Genomic DNA, 23,306 nt, shown 5'->3' on the forward strand with positions numbered 1-23,306 from the left:
CCGTCGCGTCGCGTACGACAGTCAGTGCTCCCTTGTCGGGTGCAGGCTGCCAATGGTTCCTCGGCAACTTCTGAGCACAGCCCCACCGCCATCAGCCGGCTGCGGCTCACCACCGCATGGCCCTCCCTTCGCCGAGGCAGCTCAAGCAGGATGTGCCATACCAGACGCATCGTATCCACCCGGACATCAAGCAGACACCGAGAGAAAGCAAAGGGCGGGCTGTGTTCCGATGGCATCGGAACACAGCCCGCCCTTTGCTTGTCAGGATCAGCCCTCGTCGTTCTCGGCCCCTTCCTCGGACGGAGCCTGGTCGAGGGCTCGGCCCTCGCCCGGTGCCAGGCTGCCGAGAATACGGTCGAGATCCTCCATCGATGCGAACTCGACGACGATCTTCCCCTTCTTCTGCCCGAGGTCGACCTTCACTCTGGTCTCGAAGCGATCCGACAGACGGGAAGCAAGATCCGAAAGGGCCGGTGAGACTCGGCCTCCGGCCCTCGGCCCCTTGGACTTCACAGAACTCGTGGACGCCGAACCCATCAACTTCACGATCTCTTCGGCCGCACGTACCGAAAGGCCTTCGGCCACAATGCGATGAGCCAGCTTGTCCTGCTCCTCCGAGTCCTCCACGGAGAGCAGCGCCCGCGCATGACCGGCCGACAGCACTCCGGCCGCCACCCTCCGCTGAACTTGTGGCGACAGCCTCAGCAGACGCAACGTGTTCGACACCTGCGGGCGGGAACGCCCGATCCGGTCGGCGAGCTGGTCGTGCGTACAGCTGAAGTCCTTGAGCAGCTGGTCGTACGCGGCCGCCTCTTCCAGGGGGTTCAGCTGGGCCCTGTGGAGGTTCTCCAGAAGGGCGTCCAGGAGCAGCTTCTCGTCCTCGGTGGCCCGGACAATGGCCGGGATCCGTTCCAGATCTGCCGCGCGGCAGGCCCTCCACCGTCGCTCGCCCATGATGAGCTCATAGCGATCCGGTCCCGCTTTCCGTACGACGACGGGTTGCAGGAGGCCCACTTCCTTGATCGAGGTCACCAGCTCGTCCAGGGCGTCCTCGTCGAACACATCACGAGGCTGCCGCGGATTGGGAGCGATGGCGTCGATGGGAATCTCTGCGAAGTACGCACCGGCGACGCTCGTCGGCTCCGCGGCTGCCACGGTCTCCGCGACCGGCGTACTCGGCTCCGGCACCACCGGGGTGGAGACATGGCCGACCACCTTGGCTGCTGCCACCCCTCGCTCCGGCGCCATGGTGGGCCCCGCACCAGCAGAGGCCGAGCCCGGTCCTGCGGACGGCACCTGCTTCTCCTGCGGAGCGGCGGGGATCAAGGCACCCAGCCCACGCCCCAACCCTCTTCGACGCTCGCTCACTGAATCCCCTCCGAAATGTTCTGCTGACTGATACCACTGCCCGTATGGGCATGCTGGGCGTCGTATTGCACCCCGACACCTCGCAGGGCGATCTCACGCGCCGCTTCGAGGTAAGACAGCGACCCGCTCGAACCGGGGTCGTAGGTCAGCACGGTCTGCCCGTAACTCGGCGCTTCCGAGATGCGCACCGACCTCGGAATGCTGGTGCGCAAGACCTCCTTGCCGAAGTGGCTGCGCACCTCCTCCGCGACCTGTGAAGCGAGCCTGGTCCTGCCGTCATACATGGTGAGCAGAATCGTCGACACATGGAGATCGGGGTTGAGATGCCCCCGGACCAGCTCCACATTGCGCAGCAGCTGCCCAAGCCCTTCCAGCGCGTAGTACTCGCACTGGATGGGAATCAGCACCTCTGCGCCGGCGACCATCGCGTTGACGGTCAGCAGACCGAGCGACGGCGGGCAGTCGATCAGGATGTAGTCCAGCGGCTGCTCATACGCCTGGATCGCCCGCTGGAGTCGGCTCTCACGTGCCACCAGCGACACCAGCTCGATCTCCGCGCCGGCCAGATCGATGGTGGCGGGAGCACAGAAGAGACCTTCGACGTCTGGGACCGGCTGAACCACTTCCGAGAGTGGCCTGCTCTCCACCAGGACGTCATAGATGGAAGGAACCTCGGCGTGGTGATCGATGCCCAGGGCCGTGGACGCATTGCCCTGGGGATCGAGATCGACCACGAGAACACGTGCACCGTGAAGCGCAAGCGAAGCGGCAAGGTTGACCGTCGTGGTCGTCTTGCCCACTCCGCCCTTCTGGTTGGCCACCACCATGATGCGCTTATGGCCAGGGCGGGGCAGACCCTCGCCGGCGCGGCCGATGGCCTCGACCGCCAGTTGGGCCGCACGACCGATGGGGGTGTCGTCCATCGGCGGCGGTGTTTCACGTGAAACACCCTCCCCCGCCGATTCGGTTCTGGGACCGGGGACCGGATCGGTCATCGGTCCCGCAATGTTGGCGTCGGACCGCAAGGATTCACTCTCCTCGACTTCAGGCTCGCAATGAACAGAGCCTGCCATGCTTTCGGGTTCGTGAACCAGCGAGGCCCGCTCTTCTGTGGACGAACCCACTTCTGTGGACAACTCCGTAGTCCTAACGGGCCTGCTATGCCTCGGTGTGGCGGCGGCGCGACCACGGCTGATGATTCCATGCAGCAGAGAGCGACGTTTCACGTGAAACACGATGCCCCCGCTGCGTAGCTACGGAGGCACGACACTCCGCATCGCGCACGCGCGGCAACGCTCCAGGAACCTCACCTGGAGCGCCGGAGACAGACCGCGCAAGGCGGTCGTTCCCTGCGCGTGCGCCCGAGCGGGTCAGCGGCGACGCCTCGTGCGACTCGTCCGCGCGGCCTTGGCCCTCTTCGCGGCGAACCGCACACCCCCCGGGCTCTCGCCTACCACCACACGCACCACCGTGGACATCGGGTCGACGACGCCCTCTCCGACGTGCAGCACCTCGGTCTCCACCACGCCGAGCTTGCTCAGAGCAGCCCGCGCCCCGGCAATCTCCTCCTCGGCGGTATCTCCCTTGAGCGCCAGCATCTCTCCGTAGGGACGCAGGAGTGGCACCCCCCAGCCGGCCAGTCGATCGAGCGGCGCCACCGCGCGAGCCGTCACCACATGGACCGGCTGAAGCGTCCCCAGAACCTCCTCGGCCCTGCCGCGCACCACCGTCACATGGTCCAGTCCGAGCAGTTCGACGACCTCTTGAAGAAAGTTGGTGCGCCGCAGCAGCGGCTCCAGCAGCGTGATCTTGAGGTCGGGACGTACCAGCGCCAGCGGAATTCCCGGCAGGCCCGCACCGGAACCCACATCGCAGACCGTGACACCCTCGGGTACGACCTCGGAGAGCACCGCGCAATTCAGCAGATGCCGCTCCCACAGCCGAGGCACCTCGCGTGGGCCGATCAGCCCCCGTGTCACTCCGACATCGGCCAGCAGTTCCGCGTACCGGACAGCCTCCGGGAAGAAGTCACCGAATACCGCCTGCGCGCCTTCGGGCGCCTGGGGAAGCTCTACTTCCGCCGTCACGGGAACCGTCCTTCCATACCGCACGACCGCACTGTGGCGGCTGACTATCAGGCTGACAAAGATCGGCCCCGCCTGCGAACAGACGGGGCCGACAGAACAAGGGTCCGGTCAGGCCGGGAGAACGACGACGAAGCGCTGCGGCTCCTCGCCCTCGGACTCACTGCGCAGACCCGCGGCCGCAACCGCGTCGTGCACGACCTTGCGCTCGAACGGCGTCATCGGGTCCAGCTTCACCGGCTCACCGGTGCTCTTGACCTCGTCCGCGGCCTTGGCGCCCAGCTCGGCCAGCTGGGCCCGCTTCTTGGCCCGGAAGCCGGCGATGTCCAGCATCAGCCGACTGCGGTCACCGGTCTCCCGGTGCACGGCAAGTCGCGTCAGCTCCTGGAGCGCCTCCAAGACCTCACCGTCACGACCCACGAGCTTCTGCAGATCACGTACCGAGTCGCTGATGATCGATACCGCGGCCCGGTCCGCCTCGACGTCCATGTCGATGTCGCCGTCGAGATCGGCGATGTCGAGCAGGCCTTCGAGGTAGTCCGCTGCGATCTCGCCCTCCTGCTCAAGGCGGGTCAAGGTGTCGCTGCCCTCAACGGCCGTGGAAGTGGTGCCTTCCGTCACGGATGGACTCCTTCTTACTTCTTGGACGGGTGCTTGGGCCGCTGCGGGCCCTTGCGCTGTCCGGACTTGGCTTGGCGTGAGGAGCCGGACGCGGTCTTGCCCGCCGGCTTGTCGTCCTGCGGTGCGTCCGACCCCTTGCTCCGTGCCTGGGAGCTGCCCGTGGCCTTGGACCGCGTCAGGGGCGTATCGCCGGTCTTGCTTCCGGGCTGCTGCGTCGTACCGGTGCCGGTACCAGTACCGGTGGTGGTCTGGCGCTGGGACTTCGTCTGGCGCTTGGGCTGCTGGCGACGCTGCGCGGCACTGCTCTCGGCCTCGGCAAGAGCCGTGTCGCTCTTGATCACCGAGCCGTCCTCCTGGGCAGCGAAGCCCTGCTTGGCCAGGCCCGTGATGAACTTCCGCTCGATGTCGTTGCGGTCCGGACCCTTGGACACGATGCGCTTGACCATGTTCCGCCTGGTCCGGCCGCGCACCTCACCATGAGCCATGACGCTCTTCAGCAGACGCCCCAGGTACTGGTCCTGCGCCTTGCTGCCCGGCGTCGGGTTCTGGTTGATCACGTACATCTGCTGACCCATGGTCCAGACGTTGGTGGTCAGCCAGTAGACCAGGACACCGACGGGGAAGTTGATGCCCATCACGGCGAAGATCACCGGGAAGATGTACATCAGCATCTTCTGCTGGTTCATGTACGGCGTCTTGACCGTCAGGTCGACGTTCTTCGTCATCAGCTGGCGCTGGGTGAAGAACTGCGACGCCGACATCATCACGATCATGATCGCGGTGACGACCCGGACGTCGGTGAGGGAGGCGCCGAGAGCCTGAACCTTCTCCTGGCTGTCCATGAACTTGGCAGCGAGCGGAGCACCGAAGATGTGTGCCTGACGGGCGCTGTCCAGCAGCGACTGGTCGATGACACCGATCTTCTTGTTCGACGCGATGGCCGAGAGCACGTGATACAGGGCGAAGAAGAACGGGGACTGCGCCAGGATGGGAAGGCACGAGGAGAGCGGGTTGGTGCCCGTCTCCTTGTACAGCTTCATCATCTCTTCGGACTGACGCTGCTTGTCGTTCTTGTAGCGCTCCTGGATCGCCTTCATCTTCGGCTGGAGCACCTGCATGTTCCGGGTGGACTTGATCTGCTTCACGAAGAGCGGGATCAAGCAGATCCGGATCAGCACCACCAGGGACACGATGGACAGGCCCCAGGCCCAGCCCGTGTCATTGCCGAAGATCGCTCCGTACAACTTGTGGAACTGGACAATGACCCATGAAACAGGCCAGGTGATAAAGCTGAACAGACTGGCAATCGTGTCCACTAATCAGGCTCCTTGAGCATTGGGCGAAGTCTCTGCGGCCGGGCTCGGGGGTTCGGAAACCGACCCTCCGGGAGGCACATCAGCGGCGGAGTCCCCGCCCTTGCCGCCGCGCATGGCATGGCGCAGCAGTTCGTGCCAACGCGGACGTTTGCGTGGTGGAACGTGGTCCACGCCACCGGGTGACCACGGATTGCACCGCAGGATGCGCCAGGCCGTCAGCGCTGTTCCCTTGATCGCTCCGTGCCGGTCGATCGCCGTATATCCATAGTGGGAACACGACGGGTAGTAACGACAGACGGGCCCGAGAAGAGGGCTGATCGTCCACTGATAGAGCTTGATGAGAGCCAGCAGCGGGTACTTCATCGCGCGCCCCCTCCCAGCAGCCGCTGAAGTGCGGCGTCCAGGTCTCGGGCCAGTTGTGCGTGGTCGGCGTCGCCCGCTCCGGGCAGCGCTCGTACGACAACCAGGCTACCGGGGGGCAGCAGGGCCAGCCGTTCACGGACCAGGTGGCGAAGCCTGCGCTTCACCGCAGTACGCACAACCGCTCCGCCCACGGCTTTGCTGACAACGAAACCCGCACGTGGCGGGGGAGCGTACTCCCCAGTCACGTGCGGGTCCGTTGCGCCGCTGCGTAGATGAACGACGAGAAGCGGGCGGCCGGCCCGGCGTCCTCGGCGTACTGCGGTCGCGAAGTCCTCGCGCCGCCTCAGCCGATTCTCGGTAGGCAGCACGTCATGACCTGTAGGCGATCAGGCGGACAGGTTGGCGCGACCCTTGCCACGGCGGGACGCGAGAATCGCGCGGCCGGCACGGGTGCGCATCCGCAGCCGGAAGCCGTGGGTCTTCGCGCGACGACGATTGTTCGGCTGGAAGGTGCGCTTGCTCACTCGGGGGCTCCAGAAATGACTCGGGTTTTGGCGGGACATCGTCTGGCTGTCACCGTGCGCCCACGAGAGACTCGGTAAACGCTCAAGTGCACCGCTTCACGACCACAGATCGTGGTCTTTGCCCATCGGAGGCAGGCGGCAGCAGCCATCGACAACTCGACCTCGTCACGGTACGCGCGGCTGCGCCATCCGGTCAAACCGGCTCCGCGACACCCGCACTGTGCACAGGCTGTGGACAACAACTTGAACCACGTGGGTCGCCCTGGCTACCGTGGCTGAACCCCGGTTCTTTTTCTTCCTGCCTGCCGGTCCTCACCCATCCCGACCCACCCCGTCCCGAGAACCACACATTCGTGGGACCAGCGAGAGAGCGTGCCCTGTGGCTGACGTACCTGCCGATCTTGCCGCAGTGTGGCCACGCGTGCTGGAGCACCTTCTCGGGGAGGGGCAGCAGGGCATCGAGCCGAAGGACAAGCAGTGGGTCGAGCGCTGCCAGCCGCTCGCGCTGGTCGCCGACACCGCGCTGCTCGCCGTCCCCAACGAGTGGGGAAAGCGTGTGCTGGAGGGCCGGCTGGCGCCGCTCATCAGCGAGACGCTGAGCCGCGAGTGCGGCCGCCCGATCCGCATCGCGATCACGGTCGACGACTCCGTGGGGGAGCCCCCGAGCCCGCCGGCGCCTCCGATACACCAGTCGCCGCAGGCCCAGCAGCAGCGCTACCCGGAACCGCCGCACGACGAGCGCCGTCCCGGCGACGCGTACGACGGCTACGGGCACCGGCCCTCGGACGACGGCATGCCGACCGCCCGGCCCGCCTACCCCGACTACCAGCAGCAGCGCCCCGAACCCGGTGCGTGGCCGCGCACCCAGGAGGACCTGTCCTGGCAGCAGCCCCGGCTCGGAGGGTTCCAGGACCGCGACGCGTCCGTGGACCAGTGGCGGGAGCCGTACACGGGCGGGCGCTCCCCGCACGACTACCGGTCGCAGCCGCCCGAGCGCCAGGGCTACGAACAGCAGCGTCCCGAGCGCCACGACCTGGACCCCCAGTCCCCGCACCGCCCGCCCGCCGGCGGCACCGGCAGGCCCGGTGGCGCGGGCGGACCGATGGGCGGCCAGCCCTCCGCGGGCCCCGGGGAGCCCGCGGCCCGGCTGAATCCGAAGTACCTCTTCGACACCTTCGTCATCGGGGCGTCCAACCGGTTCGCGCACGCCGCGGCGGTCGCGGTCGCGGAAGCGCCCGCCAAGGCGTACAACCCCCTCTTCATCTACGGGGAGTCCGGTCTCGGCAAGACCCACCTGCTGCACGCCATCGGGCACTACGCCCGCAGCCTCTACCCGGGCACCCGGGTGCGGTACGTGAGCTCGGAGGAGTTCACCAACGAGTTCATCAACTCGATCCGTGACGGCAAGGGCGACACCTTCCGCAAGCGCTACCGCGATGTGGACATCCTGCTCGTCGACGACATCCAGTTCCTGGCGAGCAAGGAGTCGACGCAGGAGGAGTTCTTCCACACCTTCAACACGCTTCACAACGCCAACAAGCAGATCGTGCTGTCCTCGGACCGGCCGCCCAAGCAACTGGTGACCCTGGAGGACCGGTTGCGCAACCGCTTCGAGTGGGGCCTGACCACCGACGTACAGCCGCCGGAACTGGAGACGCGCATCGCGATCCTCCGCAAGAAGGCGGTGCAGGAGCAGCTCAACGCCCCGCCGGAGGTCCTGGAGTTCATCGCCTCCCGCATCTCCCGGAACATCAGGGAACTGGAGGGTGCGCTGATCCGGGTCACCGCGTTCGCCAGTCTCAACCGCCAGCCGGTGGACCTGGGACTGACGGAGCACGTGCTGAAGGATCTGATCCCCGGTGGTGAGGACTCGGCGCCGGAGATCACTGCGACGGCCATCATGGCGTCGACCGCTGACTACTTCGGTCTGACGGTGGACGATCTGTGCGGAACCTCGCGCAGCCGGGTACTGGTGACGGCCCGGCAGATCGCCATGTACCTCTGCCGCGAGCTCACCGATCTCTCGCTGCCCAAGATCGGGGCGCAGTTCGGCGGTCGCGACCATACGACGGTGATGCACGCGGACCGGAAGATCCGCGCGCTGATGGCGGAGCGGCGTTCCATCTACAACCAGGTCACCGAGCTCACCAACCGCATCAAGAACGGCTGACGCGGCACCGCGTCCGCCGCAGGGGCGCCTGTGGAACCCGTCGAGGTTCCGCGGGCGCCCCTGTGCGTGGTCGCGGTCGGCCGACGCCGTTCCCGACGCTGCCGGCACCACGGCTCCCGGCAGCGTCGGGCTGCTCCGGGTGCGGCCTCCCGGTGCGGGCTCCGCCGCCTCCCGGACGGACCTCGCCCCGGGCTGCCGGACCGTCTTCGGGTCGGCCTGGGCCACTCCCAGCCGCCTGCCCGGGGGCTGCTCCGACCCCGCCACCGCCGCTCCGACGCCGCCGCGGTGTTCGAATACCTGCCGTTGGCCGCCTGTTCTCCACAGATCTGGGGAGTTTTTCTCTTCCACAGCCTGGGGATCCGGAAGTTGTCCATACTGCTTCCACAGGCGTGGTTCCCGATGCACCATCAGGCCAGGTCACGAGCCTGGGGATTTGTGGCAAACCTTGATCCACAGCCTGTGGACAAAATCTCCGTCCACAAGGCACCGGTGATGTTGTCCACCGGCAACCCACAGCCGCGCACGTGTTGTCCCCAGCCGGACCGGGCTTCTCCACATCGCTGTCCACTGTTCGGCAACGCGACACCGCTCTTCACTGCGCCGAGTGAAAGGCGTCACACCGAGAGGGATGGTTGGGCTGTGGGGAACGGGGGTAAAACTGGGGACAGCCCTGGGGAGAAACCCCCCTGTCCTGTGTATCGGGTGTGCAGAACTTTCGTGTGTCCACAGAGACACCGAGTTGTCCACCGCTGCCACCCACAGGGGCAGTGGACAAAAAATCGGGCCTGACCTGGGTAAACAGCGTTATCCACGGTTTCCACAGGCCCTACTACTACTGCCACATAGAGTTAGCTCGGGATTCGGTTCGAAGCAGGGGCTGTGCACAACTCCGGCCCGGCGCCGACCGAGCCTCTTGGCACGACTTGACCCCGAGCCGCACCGAGTGTCGGTGCCGTACGTCAGACTGGTCCCCGGCGTCCTCCCGCCGCCATGGAAGGGGGACGCAGTCAGAAGACGAAGGCCGGCAGGGCGAGCGAGCAACAGCAGGAGGCGGTTCCGGTGAAGATCCGGGTGGAGCGCGATGTACTCGCGGAGGCGGTGGCCTGGGTGGCCCGCAGCCTCCCGGCCCGTCCGCCGGCGCCCGTTCTCGCGGGCCTTCTGCTGAAGGCTGAGGACGGCGCCCTCAGCTTCTCCAGCTTCGACTACGAGGTCTCGGCGCGGGTCTCGGTGGACGCGGAGGTCGAGGAGGACGGCACGGTCCTGGTCTCCGGCCGCCTGCTCGCCGACATCTGCCGTGCCCTTCCCAACCGTCCGGTGGAGATTTCCACCGACGGTGTACGGGCGACCGTGGTCTGCGGCTCCTCGCGATTCACACTCCACACCCTTCCTGTGGAGGAGTACCCGGCACTCCCGGAGATGCCGACCGCGACCGGGACGGTCCCCGGTGAGGTCTTCGCCTCCGCCGCCGCGCAGGTGGCCATCGCCGCGGGGCGCGACGACACGCTGCCGGTCCTTACCGGTGTGCGGATCGAGATCGAGGGCGAGACCGTCACCCTCGCCTCCACCGACCGGTACCGCTTCGCGGTCCGTGAGTTCCTCTGGAAGCCGGAGAACCCGGAGGCCTCGGCCGTCGCCCTGGTGCCCGCCAAGACGCTGCTCGACACCGCCAAGGCCCTGACCAGCGGTGACACGGTCACGCTGGCGCTGTCGGGCTCGGGCGCCGGTGAGGGACTGATCGGTTTCGAGGGCGCGGGCCGCCGGACCACCACGCGACTGCTCGAAGGCGATCTGCCGAAGTACCGCACCCTGTTCCCCACCGAGTTCAACTCGGTCGCGGTGATCGAGACCGCGCCGTTCGTCGAGGCGGTCAAGCGCGTGGCCCTGGTCGCCGAGCGGAACACCCCGGTGCGGCTCAGCTTCGAGCAGGGCGTGCTGATCCTGGAAGCGGGTTCCAGCGACGACGCACAGGCTGTGGAGAGGGTCGACGCGGTGCTGGAGGGCGATGACATCTCGATCGCCTTCAACCCGACCTTCCTGCTGGACGGCCTGAGCGCGATCGACTCCCCGGTCGCCCAGCTGTCCTTCACGACGTCGACGAAGCCCGCGCTGCTGAGCGGCCGTCCCGCCGTGGACGCCGAGGCCGACGAGGCGTACAAGTACCTGATCATGCCGGTCCGCCTCTCCGGCTGACCCGGGCCACTCCGGGGATTCTCCGACCGGTTCCTCACCCGGTCGCCGGACCCTTCCGGACCTGCCACGGCGGTCATGGCGGTCACGCCCGTCGACGGGCGTGACCGCCGTTCCGTCCCCCGCCGGGCGTAGGCTCGGTCCCGGGTACGCATCGGCACAACGCTTAAGGATTCTCTGATGGAGCTCGGTCTCGTCGGCCTCGGCAAGATGGGCGGCAACATGCGCGAGCGCATCCGCCGCGCAGGCCACACCGTCATCGGTTACGACCGCAACCCGGATGTCTCCGATGTCCACAGCCTGGAAGAGCTTGTGGGCAAGCTGGAGGGCCCGCGGGTCGTCTGGGTGATGGTGCCGGCCGGTGCCCCGACCCAGGCCACGATCGATGAGCTGGCCGGGCTCCTGTCCCCCGGCGACATCGTCGTCGACGGCGGGAACTCCCGCTGGACCGACGACGAGAAGCACGCGGTCGAGCTGGGCATCAAGGGCATCGGCTTCGTGGACTGCGGGGTCTCCGGTGGTGTCTGGGGCCTGGAGAACGGCTACGCCCTGATGTACGGCGGCGACGCCGAGCACGTGGCGAAGGTCCAGCCGGTCTTCGACGCGCTGAAGCCCGCGGGCGACTTCGGCTCCGTCCACGCGGGCAAGGTCGGTGCCGGTCACTTCGCGAAGATGGTCCACAACGGCATCGAGTACGCCATGATGCAGGCCTACGCCGAGGGCTGGGAGCTGCTGGAGAAGGTCGACTCCGTCACCGATGTGCGCGAGGTCTTCCGGTCCTGGCAGGAGGGCACGGTCATCCGGTCCTGGCTGCTCGACCTGGCGGTCAACGCGCTGAACGAGGACGAGCACCTCGACGAGCTCCGCGGTTTCGCCGCGGACTCCGGCGAGGGACGCTGGACGGTGGAGGCCGCGATCGACAACGCGGTGCCGCTGCCCGCGATCACGGCGTCGCTCTTCGCGCGTTTCGCCTCGCGGCAGGACGACTCCCCGCAGATGAAGATGATCGCGGCGCTGCGCAACCAGTTCGGCGGCCACGCGGTCGAGAGCAAGAAGTAACGCACCGGGAAGCGGGCCGGGAGACCGGTCCGCCACCGCGGAGCACGGAGCAGGAAGCCGGGAAGGTCGGCGCACACCATGCATGTCACGCATCTTTCGCTGGCCGACTTCCGCTCGTACGCCCGGGTCGAGGTACCACTCGATCCGGGCGTCACCGCTTTCGTGGGGGCCAACGGCCAGGGCAAGACGAATCTGGTGGAGGCCGTCGGATATCTGGCGACGCTCGGCAGCCACCGGGTGTCCTCCGACGCGCCGTTGGTGAGGATGGGCGCGGACCGGGCCGTGATCCGGGCGGCCGTCACCCAGGGCGAGCGGTCGCAGCTCGTCGAGCTGGAACTCAACCCGGGCAAGGCCAACCGTGCGAGGATCAATAGATCGTCGCAGGTCAGACCACGTGACGTGCTGGGAATCGTGCGCACGGTGCTGTTCGCGCCGGAGGATCTGGCCCTGGTCAAGGGCGATCCCGGGGAACGCCGGCGGTTCCTCGACGAGCTGATCACGGCCCGTTCGCCGAGGATGGCGGGGGTGCGGTCCGATTACGAGCGGGTGCTGAAGCAGCGCAACACCCTGCTGAAGTCGGCGGCGATGGCGCGCCGGCACGGTGGCCGGTCGATGGATCTGTCCACGCTCGACGTGTGGGACCAGCATCTGGCCCGGGTGGGCGCGGAGCTGTCGGCGCAGCGGCTGGACCTGCTCGCGACGTTGCAGCCGCTGACCGACAAGGCGTACGGGGACGTCGCGCCGGGTGGTGGGCCGGTGGCGTTGGAGTACCGCGGCTCGGCGGGTGCGGCGGTGGGTGCCGCCGCCGGTTCGGCGAGTACGCGCGAGGAGCTGTACGAGCAGTTGACCGCGGCCCTGGCGGAGGTCCGCAAGCAGGAGATCGAGCGGGGCGTGACGTTGGTGGGGCCGCACCGGGACGATCTGCTGCTGGGGCTGCGCGGGATGCCGGCCAAGGGGTACGCGAGTCACGGCGAGTCCTGGTCGTACGCGTTGGCGCTGCGGCTCGCCTCGTACGAACTGCTGCGCGGCGAGGGCAACGAGCCGGTGCTGGTGCTGGACGACGTCTTCGCCGAGCTGGACGCGCGCCGACGGGAGCGGCTGGCGGAGCTCGTCGCCCCGGCCGAGCAGGTCCTGGTGACGGCGGCGGTGGACGACGACGTCCCCGGCGTGCTGGCCGGGACGAGGTACGCGGTGTCCGCGGGTGAGGTGGAGCGGCTGTGAGCGGGCGGGACGAGGCGTCCGGGGCCCCCGGCCGGACTCCGGGGGACCGGCCGGAGGGCGCGGGGCAGCCGGAGCCGTCGGGTGTCGATCTGGCGCGGGTGGCGTTGCGCGCGGCGAAGGAGCAGGCCCGGGCGCGCGGTGCCGCGGCGCAGCAGAAGAGGCAGGCACGGCGGGGCGGCGGGCTGCGTTCCGGGGCGCGGGCCGACGGGCGGGACCCGTTGCCGCTGGGTGCCGCGATCCATCGTCTGATCGCCGAGCGCGGCTGGGAGACGCCCGCCGCGGTGGGCGGGGTGATGGGACGCTGGCCGCAGATCGTGGGCGACGATCTGGCCAATCACTGTGTGCCGTTGCGCTACGACGAGGATCCGGACGAGCGGGTGCTGACGGTGCAGTGCGACTCGACGGCGTGGGCGACGCAGCTCCGTCTGCTGGCGCCTCAGCTCGTGGCCCGGCTCAACGCGGATCTGGGGCCGGGCACGGTGCGGATGATCAAGGTGTTGGGGCCGGGGGGGCCGCAGCGCAGGTTCGGTCCGCTGCGGGCGCCCGGAAGCACCGGGTCCGGCGATACCTATGGCTGATGCCGGGGCGGTCGATGCCTTCTGGTGACACGTGCCGACCTGGGGCGTCTTCGGGTTCCGGGGGTCGTGGGGCGGTCTTCCGGAGGGGGCGGGGCGGTGTTCCGGGCCGGTTCGCGGTGGCGCGGGGTGTGGCCCGTCGCACCCGTATCGCACGGGTGTGCGGTGATCGAAACCGCGAGGCGGGAGTGGGGCGTCCCTCACGGTAGCGGAGGGTTGACCGGCCGAAGCGCACAATGCCGGTGTGGGGCTCTTGAGGACCCTTCCTGAATATGGGGAGTCGTCAGCCGCTTATTCAGGGCGGCACATGCGTACTCAGGTACCCGCAAACCCCCATGAGTGTCGGCGCTACCGGTAGACTGGTGCACAATCCCGCATCTCGCGGGAGTCGTCGATTACAAGCCGAACGACGCAGCCGTTCCGGACTGTCCGGAGGACGGCCTGTGCTGTGCCAGAAAGGGCGCTTCGTGGCCGAATCCGGCAACCCCAACGAGAACAACCCGTCCACCTCCGGTGAGAGTGGCGAGGCGGTCGCCCCGGCCGGGGCATCCGCCTCCGTCGAGGCCGTCGCCCCGGCCGAGGCGTCAGCTTCGTACGACGCCAGCGCGATCACCGTCCTGGAGGGCCTGGACGCGGTCCGCAAGCGACCTGGCATGTACATCGGCTCGACCGGTGAGCGCGGCCTGCACCACCTCGTCTACGAGGTGGTGGACAACTCCGTCGACGAGGCGCTGGCAGGTCACGCGGACACCATCGACGTCACGATCCTCGCCGACGGCGGCGTCCGCGTTGTCGACAACGGCCGCGGTATCCCGGTCGACATCGTCCCGTCCGAGAAGAAGCCGGCGGTCGAGGTCGTGCTGACGGTGCTGCACGCGGGCGGCAAGTTCGGCGGCGGCGGTTACGCCGTCTCCGGCGGTCTGCACGGTGTCGGCGTCTCCGTGGTGAACGCGCTGTCGTCGCGGGTCTCCGTGGAGGTCAAGCGGGACGGTTACCGCTGGACCCAGGACTACAAGCTCGGCGTGCCCACCGCGCCGCTGGCCCGCAACGAGGCCACCGACGAGTCCGGCACGACCGTCACCTTCTGGGCCGACGCGGACATCTTCGAGACCACCGAGTACTCCTTCGAGACCCTGTCGCGCCGCTTCCAGGAGATGGCGTTCCTCAACAAGGGCCTGACGATCGGCCTCACCGACGAGCGCGAGTCGGCGAAGGCCACCAGCGGTGCGGACGAGGCGGGAGCGGACGAGAAGGCCGAGGTCAAGTCGGTCACGTACCACTACGAGGGCGGCATCGTCGACTTCGTGAAGTACCTCAACTCCCGCAAGGGCGACGTGATCCACCAGTCGGTGATCGACATCGAGGCCGAGGACAAGGAGCGCATGCTCTCGGCCGAGATCGCGATGCAGTGGAACACGCAGTACAGCGAGGGCGTCTACTCCTTCGCCAACACGATCCACACGCACGAGGGCGGCACGCACGAGGAGGGCTTCCGCGCGGCGCTGACCACGCTGGTCAACAAGTACGCGCGGGACAAGAAGCTGCTCCGCGAGAAGGACGACAACCTCACGGGCGACGACATCCGCGAGGGTCTGACGGCCATCATCTCGGTGAAGCTGGGCGAGCCGCAGTTCGAGGGCCAGACGAAGACCAAGCTGGGCAACACGGAGGCGAAGACCTTCGTCCAGAAGGTGGTCCACGAGCACCTCACGGACTGGTTCGACCGCAACCCGAACGAGGCCGCCGACATCGTCCGCAAGGGCATCGCGGCGGCCACCGCCCGTGTCGCGGCCCGCAAGGCGCGCGACCTGACCCGTCGCAAGGGGCTGCTGGAGAGCGCCTCGCTGCCGGGCAAGCTGAGCGACTGCCAGTCCAACGACCCGACGAAGTGCGAGATCTTCATCGTCGAGGGCGACTCCGCCGGTGGTTCGGCGAAGTCCGGCCGCAACCCGATGTACCAGGCGATCCTGCCGATCCGCGGCAAGATCCTGAACGTCGAGAAGGCAAGGGTCGACAAGATCCTGCAGAACACCGAGGTCCAGGCGCTGATCTCGGCCTTCGGCACCGGGGTCCACGAGGACTTCGACATCGAGAAGCTCCGCTATCACAAGATCATTCTGATGGCGGACGCCGACGTCGACGGCCAGCACATCAACACCCTGCTGCTGACGTTCCTCTTCCGCTTCATGCGTCCGCTGGTCGAGGCCGGGCACGTCTTCCTCTCCCGCCCGCCGCTCTACAAGATCAAGTGGGGCCGGGACGACTTCGAGTACGCGTACTCGGACCGTGAGCGCGACGCCCTGGTCGCGCTGGGGAAGCAGAACGGGAAGCGGATCAAGGAGGACTCGATCCAGCGCTTCAAGGGCCTCGGCGAGATGAACGCCGAGGAACTGCGCGTCACCACGATGGACGTCGACCACCGGGTCCTCGGCCAGGTCACGCTGGACGACGCGGCGCAGGCCGACGACCTCTTCTCGGTGCTCATGGGCGAGGACGTCGAGGCGCGGCGCTCGTTCATCCAGCGCAACGCCAAGGACGTCCGCTTCCTCGACATCTGAGTCGGCCGCATCCAGCCAGCCGCCGCTCGAAAGGACTTTGACCAGCAATGGCCGACGAGAACACCCCTGTCCCCGTGACACCTGAAGAGGAGCCCGCCGCCGGTGTGGGCATGCGTGTCGAGCCCGTCGGGCTCGAGACGGAGATGCAGCGCTCCTACCTCGACTACGCGATGTCCGTGATCGTCTCGCGTGCGCTGCCGGACGTGCGGGACGGCCTCAAGCCCGTCCACCGCCGGGTGCTGTACGCGATGTACGACGGCGGCTACCGGCCCGAGAAGGGCTTCTACAAGTGCGCCCGCGTCGTCGGCGACGTCATGGGTACGTACCACCCGCACGGCGACTCCTCGATCTACGACGCGCTGGTGCGCCTGGCACAGCCGTGGTCGATGCGGATGCCGCTGGTGGACTCCAACGGCAACTTCGGTTCCCCGGGCAACGACCCGGCCGCCGCCATGCGGTACACCGAGTGCAAGATGATGCCGCTGTCCATGGAGATGGTCCGGGACATCGACGAGGAGACCGTCGACTTCCAGGACAACTACGACGGCCGCAACCAGGAGCCGACGGTTCTGCCGGCGCGCTTCCCGAACCTGCTGGTCAACGGTTCCGCGGGGATCGCGGTCGGCATGGCGACCAACATCCCGCCGCACAACCTGCGCGAGGTCGCGGACGGCGCGCAGTGGTACCTGGAGCACCCGGAGGCCTCGCAGGAGGAGCTCCTGGAGGCGCTGATCGAGCGCATCAAGGGCCCGGACTTCCCGACCGGCGCGCTGGTCGTGGGCCGCAAGGGCATCGAGGAGGCGTACCGCACCGGCCGCGGTTCGATCACGATGCGCGCGGTCGTCGCGGTCGAGGAGATCCAGAACCGCCAGTGCCTGGTGGTCACGGAGCTTCCGTACCAGACCAACCCCGACAACCTGGCGCAGAAGATCGCCGACCTGGTGAAGGACGGCAGGATCGGCGGCATCGCCGACGTCCGCGACGAGACCTCCTCGCGCACCGGTCAGCGGCTCGTCGTCGTGCTGAAGCGGGACGCGGTCGCCAAGGTCGTGCTGAACAACCTGTACAAGCACACCGACCTCCAGAACAACTTCGGCGCCAACATGCTGGCGCTGGTCGACGGTGTGCCGCGCACCCTGTCGATCGACGCGTTCATCCGCCACTGGGTGACGCACCAGATCGAGGTCATCGTCCGGCGGACGAAGTTCCGGCTGCGCAAGGCCGAGGAGCGGGCGCACATCCTGCGCGGCCTGCTCAAGGCCCTGGACGCGATCGACGAGGTCATCGCGCTCATCCGGCGCAGCCAGACGGTCGAGGTGGCGCGCGAGGGCCTGATGGGCCTGCTGGAGATCGACGAGATCCAGGCGAACGCGATCCTGGAGATGCAGCTGCGCCGGCTCGCCGCGCTGGAGCACCAGAAGATCACCGCCGAGTACGACGAACTCCAGGCGAAGATCAACGAGTACAACGCGATCCTGGTGTCGCCGGAGCGGCAGCGGGGCATCGTCAGCGAGGAACTGGCGGCGATCGTCGACAAGTTCGGCGACGACCGGCGTTCCAAGCTGGTGCCCTTCGAGGGCGACATGTCCATCGAGGACCTGATCGCCGAGGAGGACATCGTCGTCACGATCACGCGTGGCGGCTATGTGAAGCGCACGAAGACGGACGACTACCGCTCGCAGAAGCGCGGCGGCAAGGGCGTGCGCGGGACGAAGCTCAAGGAAGACGACATCGTCGACCACTTCTTCGTCTCGACGACGCACCACTGGCTGCTGTTCTTCACCAACAAGGGCCGGGTGTACCGCGCGAAGGCCTACGAACTGCCGGACGCCGGCCGGGACGCCCGCGGTCAGCACGTGGCCAACCTGCTGGCCTTCCAGCCGGACGAGCGGATCGCCCAGATCCTGGCGGTCCGCGACTACGAGGTCGCGCCGTACCTGATCCTGGCCACGAAGGGCGGCCTGGTGAAGAAGACCGCGCTGAAGGACTACGACTCGCCCCGGTCCGGCGGCGTCATCGCCATCAACCTGCGTGAGACGGCCGACGGTTCGGACGACGAGCTGATCGGCGCGGAGCTGGTGTCGGCCGAGGACGACCTGCTGCTCATCAGCAAGAAGGCGCAGTCGATCCGGTTCACCGCGACGGACGAGGCGCTGCGCCCGATGGGCCGTGCCACCTCGGGCGTCAAGGGCATGAGCTTCCGCGAGGACGACGAACTGCTCTCGATGAACGTGGTGCGGCCGGGTACGTTCGTGTTCACCGCCACCGACGGCGGATACGCCAAGCGGACCGCCGTGGACGAGTACCGGGTCCAGGGGCGTGGCGGTCTCGGCATCAAGGCTGCGAAGATCGTCGAGGACCGGGGCTCGCTGGTCGGTGCGCTGGTGGTGGAGGAAACCGACGAGATTCTCGCCATCACGCTCGGCGGCGGTGTGATTCGTACGCGAGTCAATGAAGTCAGGGAGACGGGCCGTGACACCATGGGCGTCCAACTGATCAATCTGGGCAAGCGCGATGCCGTCGTCGGCATCGCGCGCAACGCCGAAGCCGGCCATGAGGCCGAAGAGGTCGAGGGGTCCGAGGAGGACACCGAGGCCGCGACGGCGGAGGCTGCCGAGAGCACGGTCGATGCCAATGTCGAAGGCACGTCGCCTTCGGCCGGGGAGCACGAGGAGTAGAGCGTGAGTGGAGCCACGGGTGCCGATTCGGCCGCTTCCGGAGCTGGAGCGCACGGTGCCCGTGGCCCCGCCACGGACTCCCAAGGGGGCACAGTGACGGACACCCGGGGGCCTCAGCCCCAGTACGAGGGTTACGCGACCGGGCCGTTGCCCGGTGAGCGCGAGCCCGCACCGGGGCAGGCGAGCGGGCCGTACCACCCGCCGCAGGCGTATCCCTCGCCCGCGGGCGAGACCCAGGGCGGCCGGTCGCACGGCACGCAGGGTGGTGCACAGGGAGCAGGTGCCGCGCAGGCGGCCCGGCTGCCGAGGACGGGAGCGCGGACGACCCCGCGTACCCGCAAGGCGCGTCTGCGGGTGGCGAAGGCCGACCCGTGGTCGGTGATGAAGGTGAGCTTCCTGCTCTCGATCGCGCTCGGCATCTGCACCGTGGTGGCGTCCGCGGTGCTGTGGATGGTGATGGACGCGATGGGGGTCTTCGAGACCGTGGGCGGCACGATAAGTGAGGCCACCGGCTCGAACGACAACAGCGGCTTCGACCTGGAGTCGTTCCTGTCGCTGCCGAGGGTCCTCATCTTCACGTCGGTCATCGCGGTGATCGACGTGGTGCTGGCCACGGCGCTGGCGACGCTTGGCTCGTTCATCTACAACATCTCGGCGGGCTTCGTGGGCGGCGTGGAGCTCACGCTCGCCGAGGACGAGTAGGTCACGCGGTATCGATTTTGGGACTGGCCCCGACGTGCGCTAATCTTCAGAGGTCAGCGCACAGCGCGGCGGGGCTATAGCTCAGTTGGTTAGAGCGCATCCCTGATAAGGATGAGGCCACAGGTTCAAATCCTGTTAGCCCCACCAGTACGAGAGCCCCCCACCGGAGACGGTGGGGGGCTCTCGGCGTTTCCGGCCGTCGTCCGGTGCGGGCGGCCCGCGGCCGGTGGTGATCATTCGCTGGGTACGGCAGGCGTGCGCGTGATCCGGGGACGGTCGCGCCGGGAATGGGGGAAGCAGGATGCGTGCGGTGGGGTGGGCGGCGGCGTGTACGGCCGGCGTGCTGGCGCTGACGGGGTGCGTCGAACGGCCCGCGACGGACAGGCCGTCGTTCGTGGATGCCGAGGATCTGCCGGAGAAACTCGGCGAGGACGGCACGACCGTCGTGGTGGGGGACGGCGACGCGGTGGTGACGGTGCACCTGTACGAGGACCCGCGATGCCCGGTTTGCAGGGAGTTCGAGTTCGACGGAGGCGGTCCGGCGCTGGAGGACGCGATGCTGCGGCGTGAGGCGAGCGCCGAGTACACCTTCGCCTCGTTCCTGGACATCAGGGCGGGCGGCAACGGGTCGAAGAAGGCGGTCAACGCGCTGCGCGCGGCCCTGGAGCTGGGCAAGTTCGTGGAGTTCCACGAGGTGCTGTACGCCAACCAGCCCGACGAGGAGGTCGACGGCTACACCGATGACTTCCTGCTGAAGATCGCCGAGCAGGTGGAGGGACTGCGCGGCCCGGAGTTCGACGCGGCGGTCAGGACCATGAAGTACCGCTCCTTCGTCGTCGCTTCCCAGAAGGCGTACGAGCGGGCCGGTGGCGAGAAGGAGCCCAAGGGGCCCGGCACACCCACCGCGGTCATCAACGGCAAGCGGATCCCGGTGGAGCACCAGGGGTTCCTGATGGACCGCCGGGGCTTCGGCGACGTGCTGAAGCTGATACTCGGCAACCCGGCGGGATGGGACGCCACCCAGTTGGGAGAGCCCGCGCCCGGGGAGGTCAGCCGGTAGGGGCCGGTCCGGCGGTCGGCCCGAGCCCGTCGTCCGTCACACGCCGGCGTCACACGCTGTCGGTCACACGCGGTCCGTCGCACATCGGCCGGAGCGCGTGAAGAAGCCCCCGTCCGGTGCGAACCGGCCCGGGGGCTCCGGGTGTCAGGCGCGCCGCGCTCAGGGCGGGAGGAGGGCGGCGTCCCCGGCCGGGTCCCGGTGGAGGGTGTGGGCGGAGCCACCGGGTCTCGGGGCGTTCGCGGTGTTCGGGGTCACGTGCCGGGTGGCCGGTGACGAGCCGTGCGCCTCCGCGTGGATGCGCTGCTTCATCGTGGGCGGCAGGGCTCTGTCGCGAGGAAGGGTCCATCGCACGGACGGGGTGCTCGCGGTCGCCGCGGTCGTGGCGGCCGTGACCGTGTGCTCCTGGTTCGTGGTGGCCGGCTCCGTGGCGCTCTGCTCCGTGGCCGCCGCCGGGGTGCTCATGAATCCCAGGGCGGCGAGGAGGGCGAAGAAGGCGGTGACGAAGGCGGTCCAGATGCTCCTGGCCTTGAACGTGCTCATGGCCCCTCGCTTTCGGGTGGTCCGGTTTGCTTACCTTTCCGATGATGTGGAAGCAACCCGAGATTTCGTGGACCGACGCCTCGAATACGGCGATCTTCAGATGAACACCACTCGTATGGTTCAACCGGTCTTGACGGGCCCGTGCGGCGCGACCGGGGGGACGGTGCCCCCTGGGGCCGGATCGGCTCCCGGAGGGGCTCACGGGGCCGCTGCGCGGTGATTCCCGGAAGTGGTGTCCGGGAGTGGTGTCCGGGGGCGGTATCGGGGGGACGGCGCCCGGGGCGGTGTCCGGGACGGCGCCGCAGGTGATCGCTTTTCCTGCGGCCCCAGTTGGGTTGCCCGGTAGGTCACCGATCGATATCGGCCGGTGTGTATAGTCGGGCGGCAGAAGTCCCCTACGTCAAGGAAAGACGAGGTCGCGCGGTGAAGAAGCTTCTCCTGGTCGCACTGGCCGCCATCGGCGGGCTCCTCGTGTACCGCCAGATCCAGGCGGATCGCGCCGAGCAGGATCTGTGGACGGAGGCGACTGACTCCGTGCCCGCAGGTTCGGGTGTGTGAGACAGAACAGCCTGATTGCGGGCCCCGGTCGCCGAGCGACCGGGGCTTCGTGCTGTTGCGGGGGCACGGGGCGTGTGCTCGCGGTCAGCACCTGACCCGCCCGTCGGCCGGAAGCGTGACGGGCGGAGCGGGCGGGCCCTCGGCCGACGCAGGGCACCGATGCGGACCGCGTCCCGTTGACGGGAAAAGGAAGAGGAACCGGGGCGATCCGGCCTGCGCCGAGGACAGCGGTGGTGCGGGCGGGGCAGGATGGACCGGCATCGTGGCCGCCGGGCGGACGCCGTGCCGCTGACCGCGGGGCCCGCGGCCGTGCGCCGGTGTCGCGGGCGGGCCGCACGGACGACGAGGGGGAGCGCGTGATGAGGCAGCGCAACAGGGGCCGGGTGACGTTGGCCGCGGTCGCGGCGATGTGCGCGGCGGCGCTGCCGGGGCAGGCGTACGCGGCCGGGGAGGCCGCCGCGTACACCTTCGATCCCGGGGCGAAGAAGGTCGACGGCGCGGAGGTGAGCACCGAGGCGCCGCCGCTCACGCCCGGGTCCGTCTACCGGAGCTCGATCAAGCGGGGCGAGAAGCTCTACTACCGTCTGAACCTCGACGCCGACACGAACGCGTACGTGTCGGCGGTGGCTGTGCCCGGGGAGGGCCAGGTCGCCTACGGGGACGGCATCACGGTCAGCATCCGCGACAGCACGGACCGGCAGTGCAGTTCCGAGAGCGCCCGGTTCCAGTCGGCGGAGTTCGCGCGTCCGATCGCCGGGTACGCCCATCGCGTCGTCGACCCGGACAGCAGTTCCTGCCAGGAGGCCGGGACGTACAACGTCCTGATCGAACGGGAGAGCAAGGCCACCTCGGCACCCGGGGAATGGGACCTGGAGCTGCGCTACGCCGCGGAGCCCCGGGCGAAGCCGGCCGGTTCGATGCCGACCGAGGCTCCGGAGAACTGGCCGTCGCAGTCGCCCGCGCCGCCCACCACCGAACCGCGGAAGCGGTCGGGCGGCACCAGCTACTACGACGCCGCCGGTCTGGAGACCGGCGAGTGGCACGACGACATCGCCCCGGGCCGCACCCGCTTCTACCGGGTTCCGGTGGACTGGGGGCAGCAGGTCTTCGTGAGCGCGGACCTGGGCAACAGCAACGCCTCCACCGAGTACATCGGCAACGCGCTCGCGATGTCCCTGGACAATCCGGCGCTCGGCCACGTCGACAGCGCCTCCCCGCTCTCGTACTCCGGCAAGCCCACCTCCGTGTCGCTGGACCCGCTGCCCCCGGTGGCGTACGAGAACCGGTACGACTCCACGAGCCGCGTCGGCGCCATGAGATTCGCCGGCTGGTACTACCTGTCGGTGTCGCTCAGCCCCAAGGTCGCGGAAGCGTACGGGGACAAGGCCATTCCGCTCAGCCTCAAGATCACGGTGAAGGGAACGGCAGGGAAATCGCCGTACGGGACGGACGCCGGGATCTTCTCCGTCACCCAGAACGACAAGGACATGGCGAGGAGCGGCAGGAGCGCCTCCGAGGAGGCTCGGAGCACCACCATGAGAACGGTCGGTGTGGCCGGGATCAGCGCGGGTGTCGTGCTGGTGCTCGGGCTCGGGGTGTGGACGCTGCTGGCGCGGCGCCGCGCCGCGGGGGTTGCGGCCGGCGGGCCCACGAACGGGGGCGGGCCCACGGCCATGGGCGGCGGGGCGCCGTACGGAGGGCCGCCGCAGGGCTGGTAGGCGG

The 23,306-nt window shown here is 68.5% G+C and carries 20 protein-coding genes and 1 tRNA gene; 12 read left to right on the forward strand and 9 right to left on the reverse strand.

The window, feature by feature from the left end; genetic code table 11:
- Positions 1–267: 267 nt before the first annotated feature.
- The 8 genes from ACF1CT_RS05380 to rpmH form a co-directional block, all read right to left on the reverse strand.
- Positions 268–1,368, reverse strand: coding sequence for a ParB/RepB/Spo0J family partition protein (locus ACF1CT_RS05380; RefSeq protein ID WP_391782421.1), 1,101 nt, complete (start codon positions 1,366–1,368; stop codon positions 268–270).
- Positions 1,365–2,441: a ParA family protein gene (locus tag ACF1CT_RS05385; protein WP_391782638.1), complete on the reverse strand. Its 1,077-nt coding sequence runs from the start codon at positions 2,439–2,441 to the stop codon at positions 1,365–1,367. The genes ACF1CT_RS05380 and ACF1CT_RS05385 overlap by 4 nt, the downstream gene beginning before the upstream one ends.
- 297 nt (positions 2,442–2,738) lie before the next feature.
- Complete coding sequence (rsmG, locus tag ACF1CT_RS05390) at positions 2,739–3,455, reverse strand: 16S rRNA (guanine(527)-N(7))-methyltransferase RsmG (RefSeq protein WP_391782422.1); 717 nt, start codon at positions 3,453–3,455, stop codon at positions 2,739–2,741.
- Positions 3,456–3,563: 108 nt separating this feature from the next.
- Complete coding sequence (locus ACF1CT_RS05395; RefSeq protein ID WP_391782423.1) at positions 3,564–4,073, reverse strand: protein jag; 510 nt, start codon at positions 4,071–4,073, stop codon at positions 3,564–3,566.
- Between the two features lie 14 nt (positions 4,074–4,087).
- The gene (yidC, locus tag ACF1CT_RS05400; RefSeq protein ID WP_391782424.1) at positions 4,088–5,389 is read right to left on the reverse strand and encodes a membrane protein insertase YidC; all 1,302 of its coding nucleotides are present in this window, start codon (positions 5,387–5,389) and stop codon (positions 4,088–4,090) included.
- A 3-nt stretch (positions 5,390–5,392) separates the two neighbouring features.
- Positions 5,393–5,752, reverse strand: a complete 360-nt coding sequence (gene yidD / locus ACF1CT_RS05405) for a membrane protein insertion efficiency factor YidD (RefSeq protein WP_391782425.1) — start codon at positions 5,750–5,752, stop codon at positions 5,393–5,395.
- On the reverse strand, positions 5,749–6,120 hold the full coding sequence (gene rnpA / locus ACF1CT_RS05410) for a ribonuclease P protein component (RefSeq protein WP_391782426.1): 372 nt from the start codon (positions 6,118–6,120) through the stop codon (positions 5,749–5,751). Before rnpA ends, yidD begins: the two co-directional genes overlap by 4 nt.
- 18 nt (positions 6,121–6,138) lie before the next feature.
- Positions 6,139–6,276 (reverse strand): 50S ribosomal protein L34, encoded by a 138-nt coding sequence (rpmH, locus tag ACF1CT_RS05415; protein WP_030930485.1) that lies wholly within the window; start codon positions 6,274–6,276, stop codon positions 6,139–6,141.
- A gap of 379 nt (positions 6,277–6,655) precedes the next feature.
- On the opposite strand from rpmH, the gene dnaA reads away from it, so the two are divergent.
- The 10 genes from dnaA (at position 6,656) to ACF1CT_RS05465 (ending at position 20,486) form a co-directional block, all read left to right on the forward strand.
- Positions 6,656–8,446 carry a chromosomal replication initiator protein DnaA gene (gene dnaA / locus ACF1CT_RS05420; RefSeq protein WP_391782427.1) on the forward strand — a complete coding sequence of 597 codons (1,791 nt, stop codon included), beginning with the start codon at positions 6,656–6,658 and terminating at the stop codon, positions 8,444–8,446.
- A gap of 1,059 nt (positions 8,447–9,505) precedes the next feature.
- Positions 9,506–10,636: a DNA polymerase III subunit beta gene (gene dnaN / locus ACF1CT_RS05425; protein ID WP_391782639.1), complete on the forward strand. Its 1,131-nt coding sequence runs from the start codon at positions 9,506–9,508 to the stop codon at positions 10,634–10,636.
- 177 nt (positions 10,637–10,813) lie between these two features.
- The gene (gene gnd, locus ACF1CT_RS05430) at positions 10,814–11,692 is read left to right on the forward strand and encodes a phosphogluconate dehydrogenase (NAD(+)-dependent, decarboxylating) (RefSeq protein ID WP_391782428.1); all 879 of its coding nucleotides are present in this window, start codon (positions 10,814–10,816) and stop codon (positions 11,690–11,692) included.
- A 78-nt stretch (positions 11,693–11,770) separates the two neighbouring features.
- Positions 11,771–12,913, forward strand: coding sequence for a DNA replication/repair protein RecF (recF, locus tag ACF1CT_RS05435; RefSeq protein WP_391782429.1), 1,143 nt, complete (start codon positions 11,771–11,773; stop codon positions 12,911–12,913).
- Positions 12,910–13,491, forward strand: coding sequence for a DUF721 domain-containing protein (locus tag ACF1CT_RS05440; RefSeq protein ID WP_391782430.1), 582 nt, complete (start codon positions 12,910–12,912; stop codon positions 13,489–13,491). The genes recF and ACF1CT_RS05440 overlap by 4 nt, the downstream gene beginning before the upstream one ends.
- Before the next feature lie 440 nt (positions 13,492–13,931).
- Entirely contained in the window at positions 13,932–16,046 is a 2,115-nt protein-coding gene (gene gyrB / locus ACF1CT_RS05445; protein ID WP_391782431.1) for a DNA topoisomerase (ATP-hydrolyzing) subunit B, read from the forward strand.
- 47 nt (positions 16,047–16,093) lie between these two features.
- Positions 16,094–18,724, forward strand: coding sequence for a DNA gyrase subunit A (gyrA, locus tag ACF1CT_RS05450; protein ID WP_391782432.1), 2,631 nt, complete (start codon positions 16,094–16,096; stop codon positions 18,722–18,724).
- A gap of 93 nt (positions 18,725–18,817) precedes the next feature.
- Entirely contained in the window at positions 18,818–19,426 is a 609-nt protein-coding gene (locus tag ACF1CT_RS05455) for a DUF3566 domain-containing protein (protein WP_391782433.1), read from the forward strand.
- Positions 19,427–19,496: 70 nt separating this feature from the next.
- Positions 19,497–19,573, forward strand: a tRNA-Ile gene (locus ACF1CT_RS05460).
- 154 nt (positions 19,574–19,727) lie between these two features.
- Positions 19,728–20,486, forward strand: coding sequence for a DsbA family protein (locus tag ACF1CT_RS05465; protein WP_391782434.1), 759 nt, complete (start codon positions 19,728–19,730; stop codon positions 20,484–20,486).
- Positions 20,487–20,645: 159 nt separating this feature from the next.
- On the opposite strand, the gene ACF1CT_RS05470 is transcribed toward ACF1CT_RS05465, so the two are convergent.
- Positions 20,646–21,026 carry a DUF6344 domain-containing protein gene (locus ACF1CT_RS05470; RefSeq protein WP_391782435.1) on the reverse strand — a complete coding sequence of 127 codons (381 nt, stop codon included), beginning with the start codon at positions 21,024–21,026 and terminating at the stop codon, positions 20,646–20,648.
- 423 nt (positions 21,027–21,449) lie between these two features.
- On the opposite strand from ACF1CT_RS05470, the gene ACF1CT_RS05475 reads away from it, so the two are divergent.
- Positions 21,450–21,584 carry a DLW-39 family protein gene (locus ACF1CT_RS05475; RefSeq protein WP_003958712.1) on the forward strand — a complete coding sequence of 45 codons (135 nt, stop codon included), beginning with the start codon at positions 21,450–21,452 and terminating at the stop codon, positions 21,582–21,584.
- Between the two features lie 359 nt (positions 21,585–21,943).
- On the forward strand, positions 21,944–23,302 hold the full coding sequence (locus ACF1CT_RS05480) for a hypothetical protein (RefSeq protein ID WP_391782436.1): 1,359 nt from the start codon (positions 21,944–21,946) through the stop codon (positions 23,300–23,302).
- Positions 23,303–23,306 lie beyond the last annotated feature (4 nt).

The sequence above is a fragment of the Streptomyces sp. NPDC014734 genome, assembly GCF_043083325.1.
Taxonomy (GTDB): domain Bacteria; phylum Actinomycetota; class Actinomycetes; order Streptomycetales; family Streptomycetaceae; genus Streptomyces.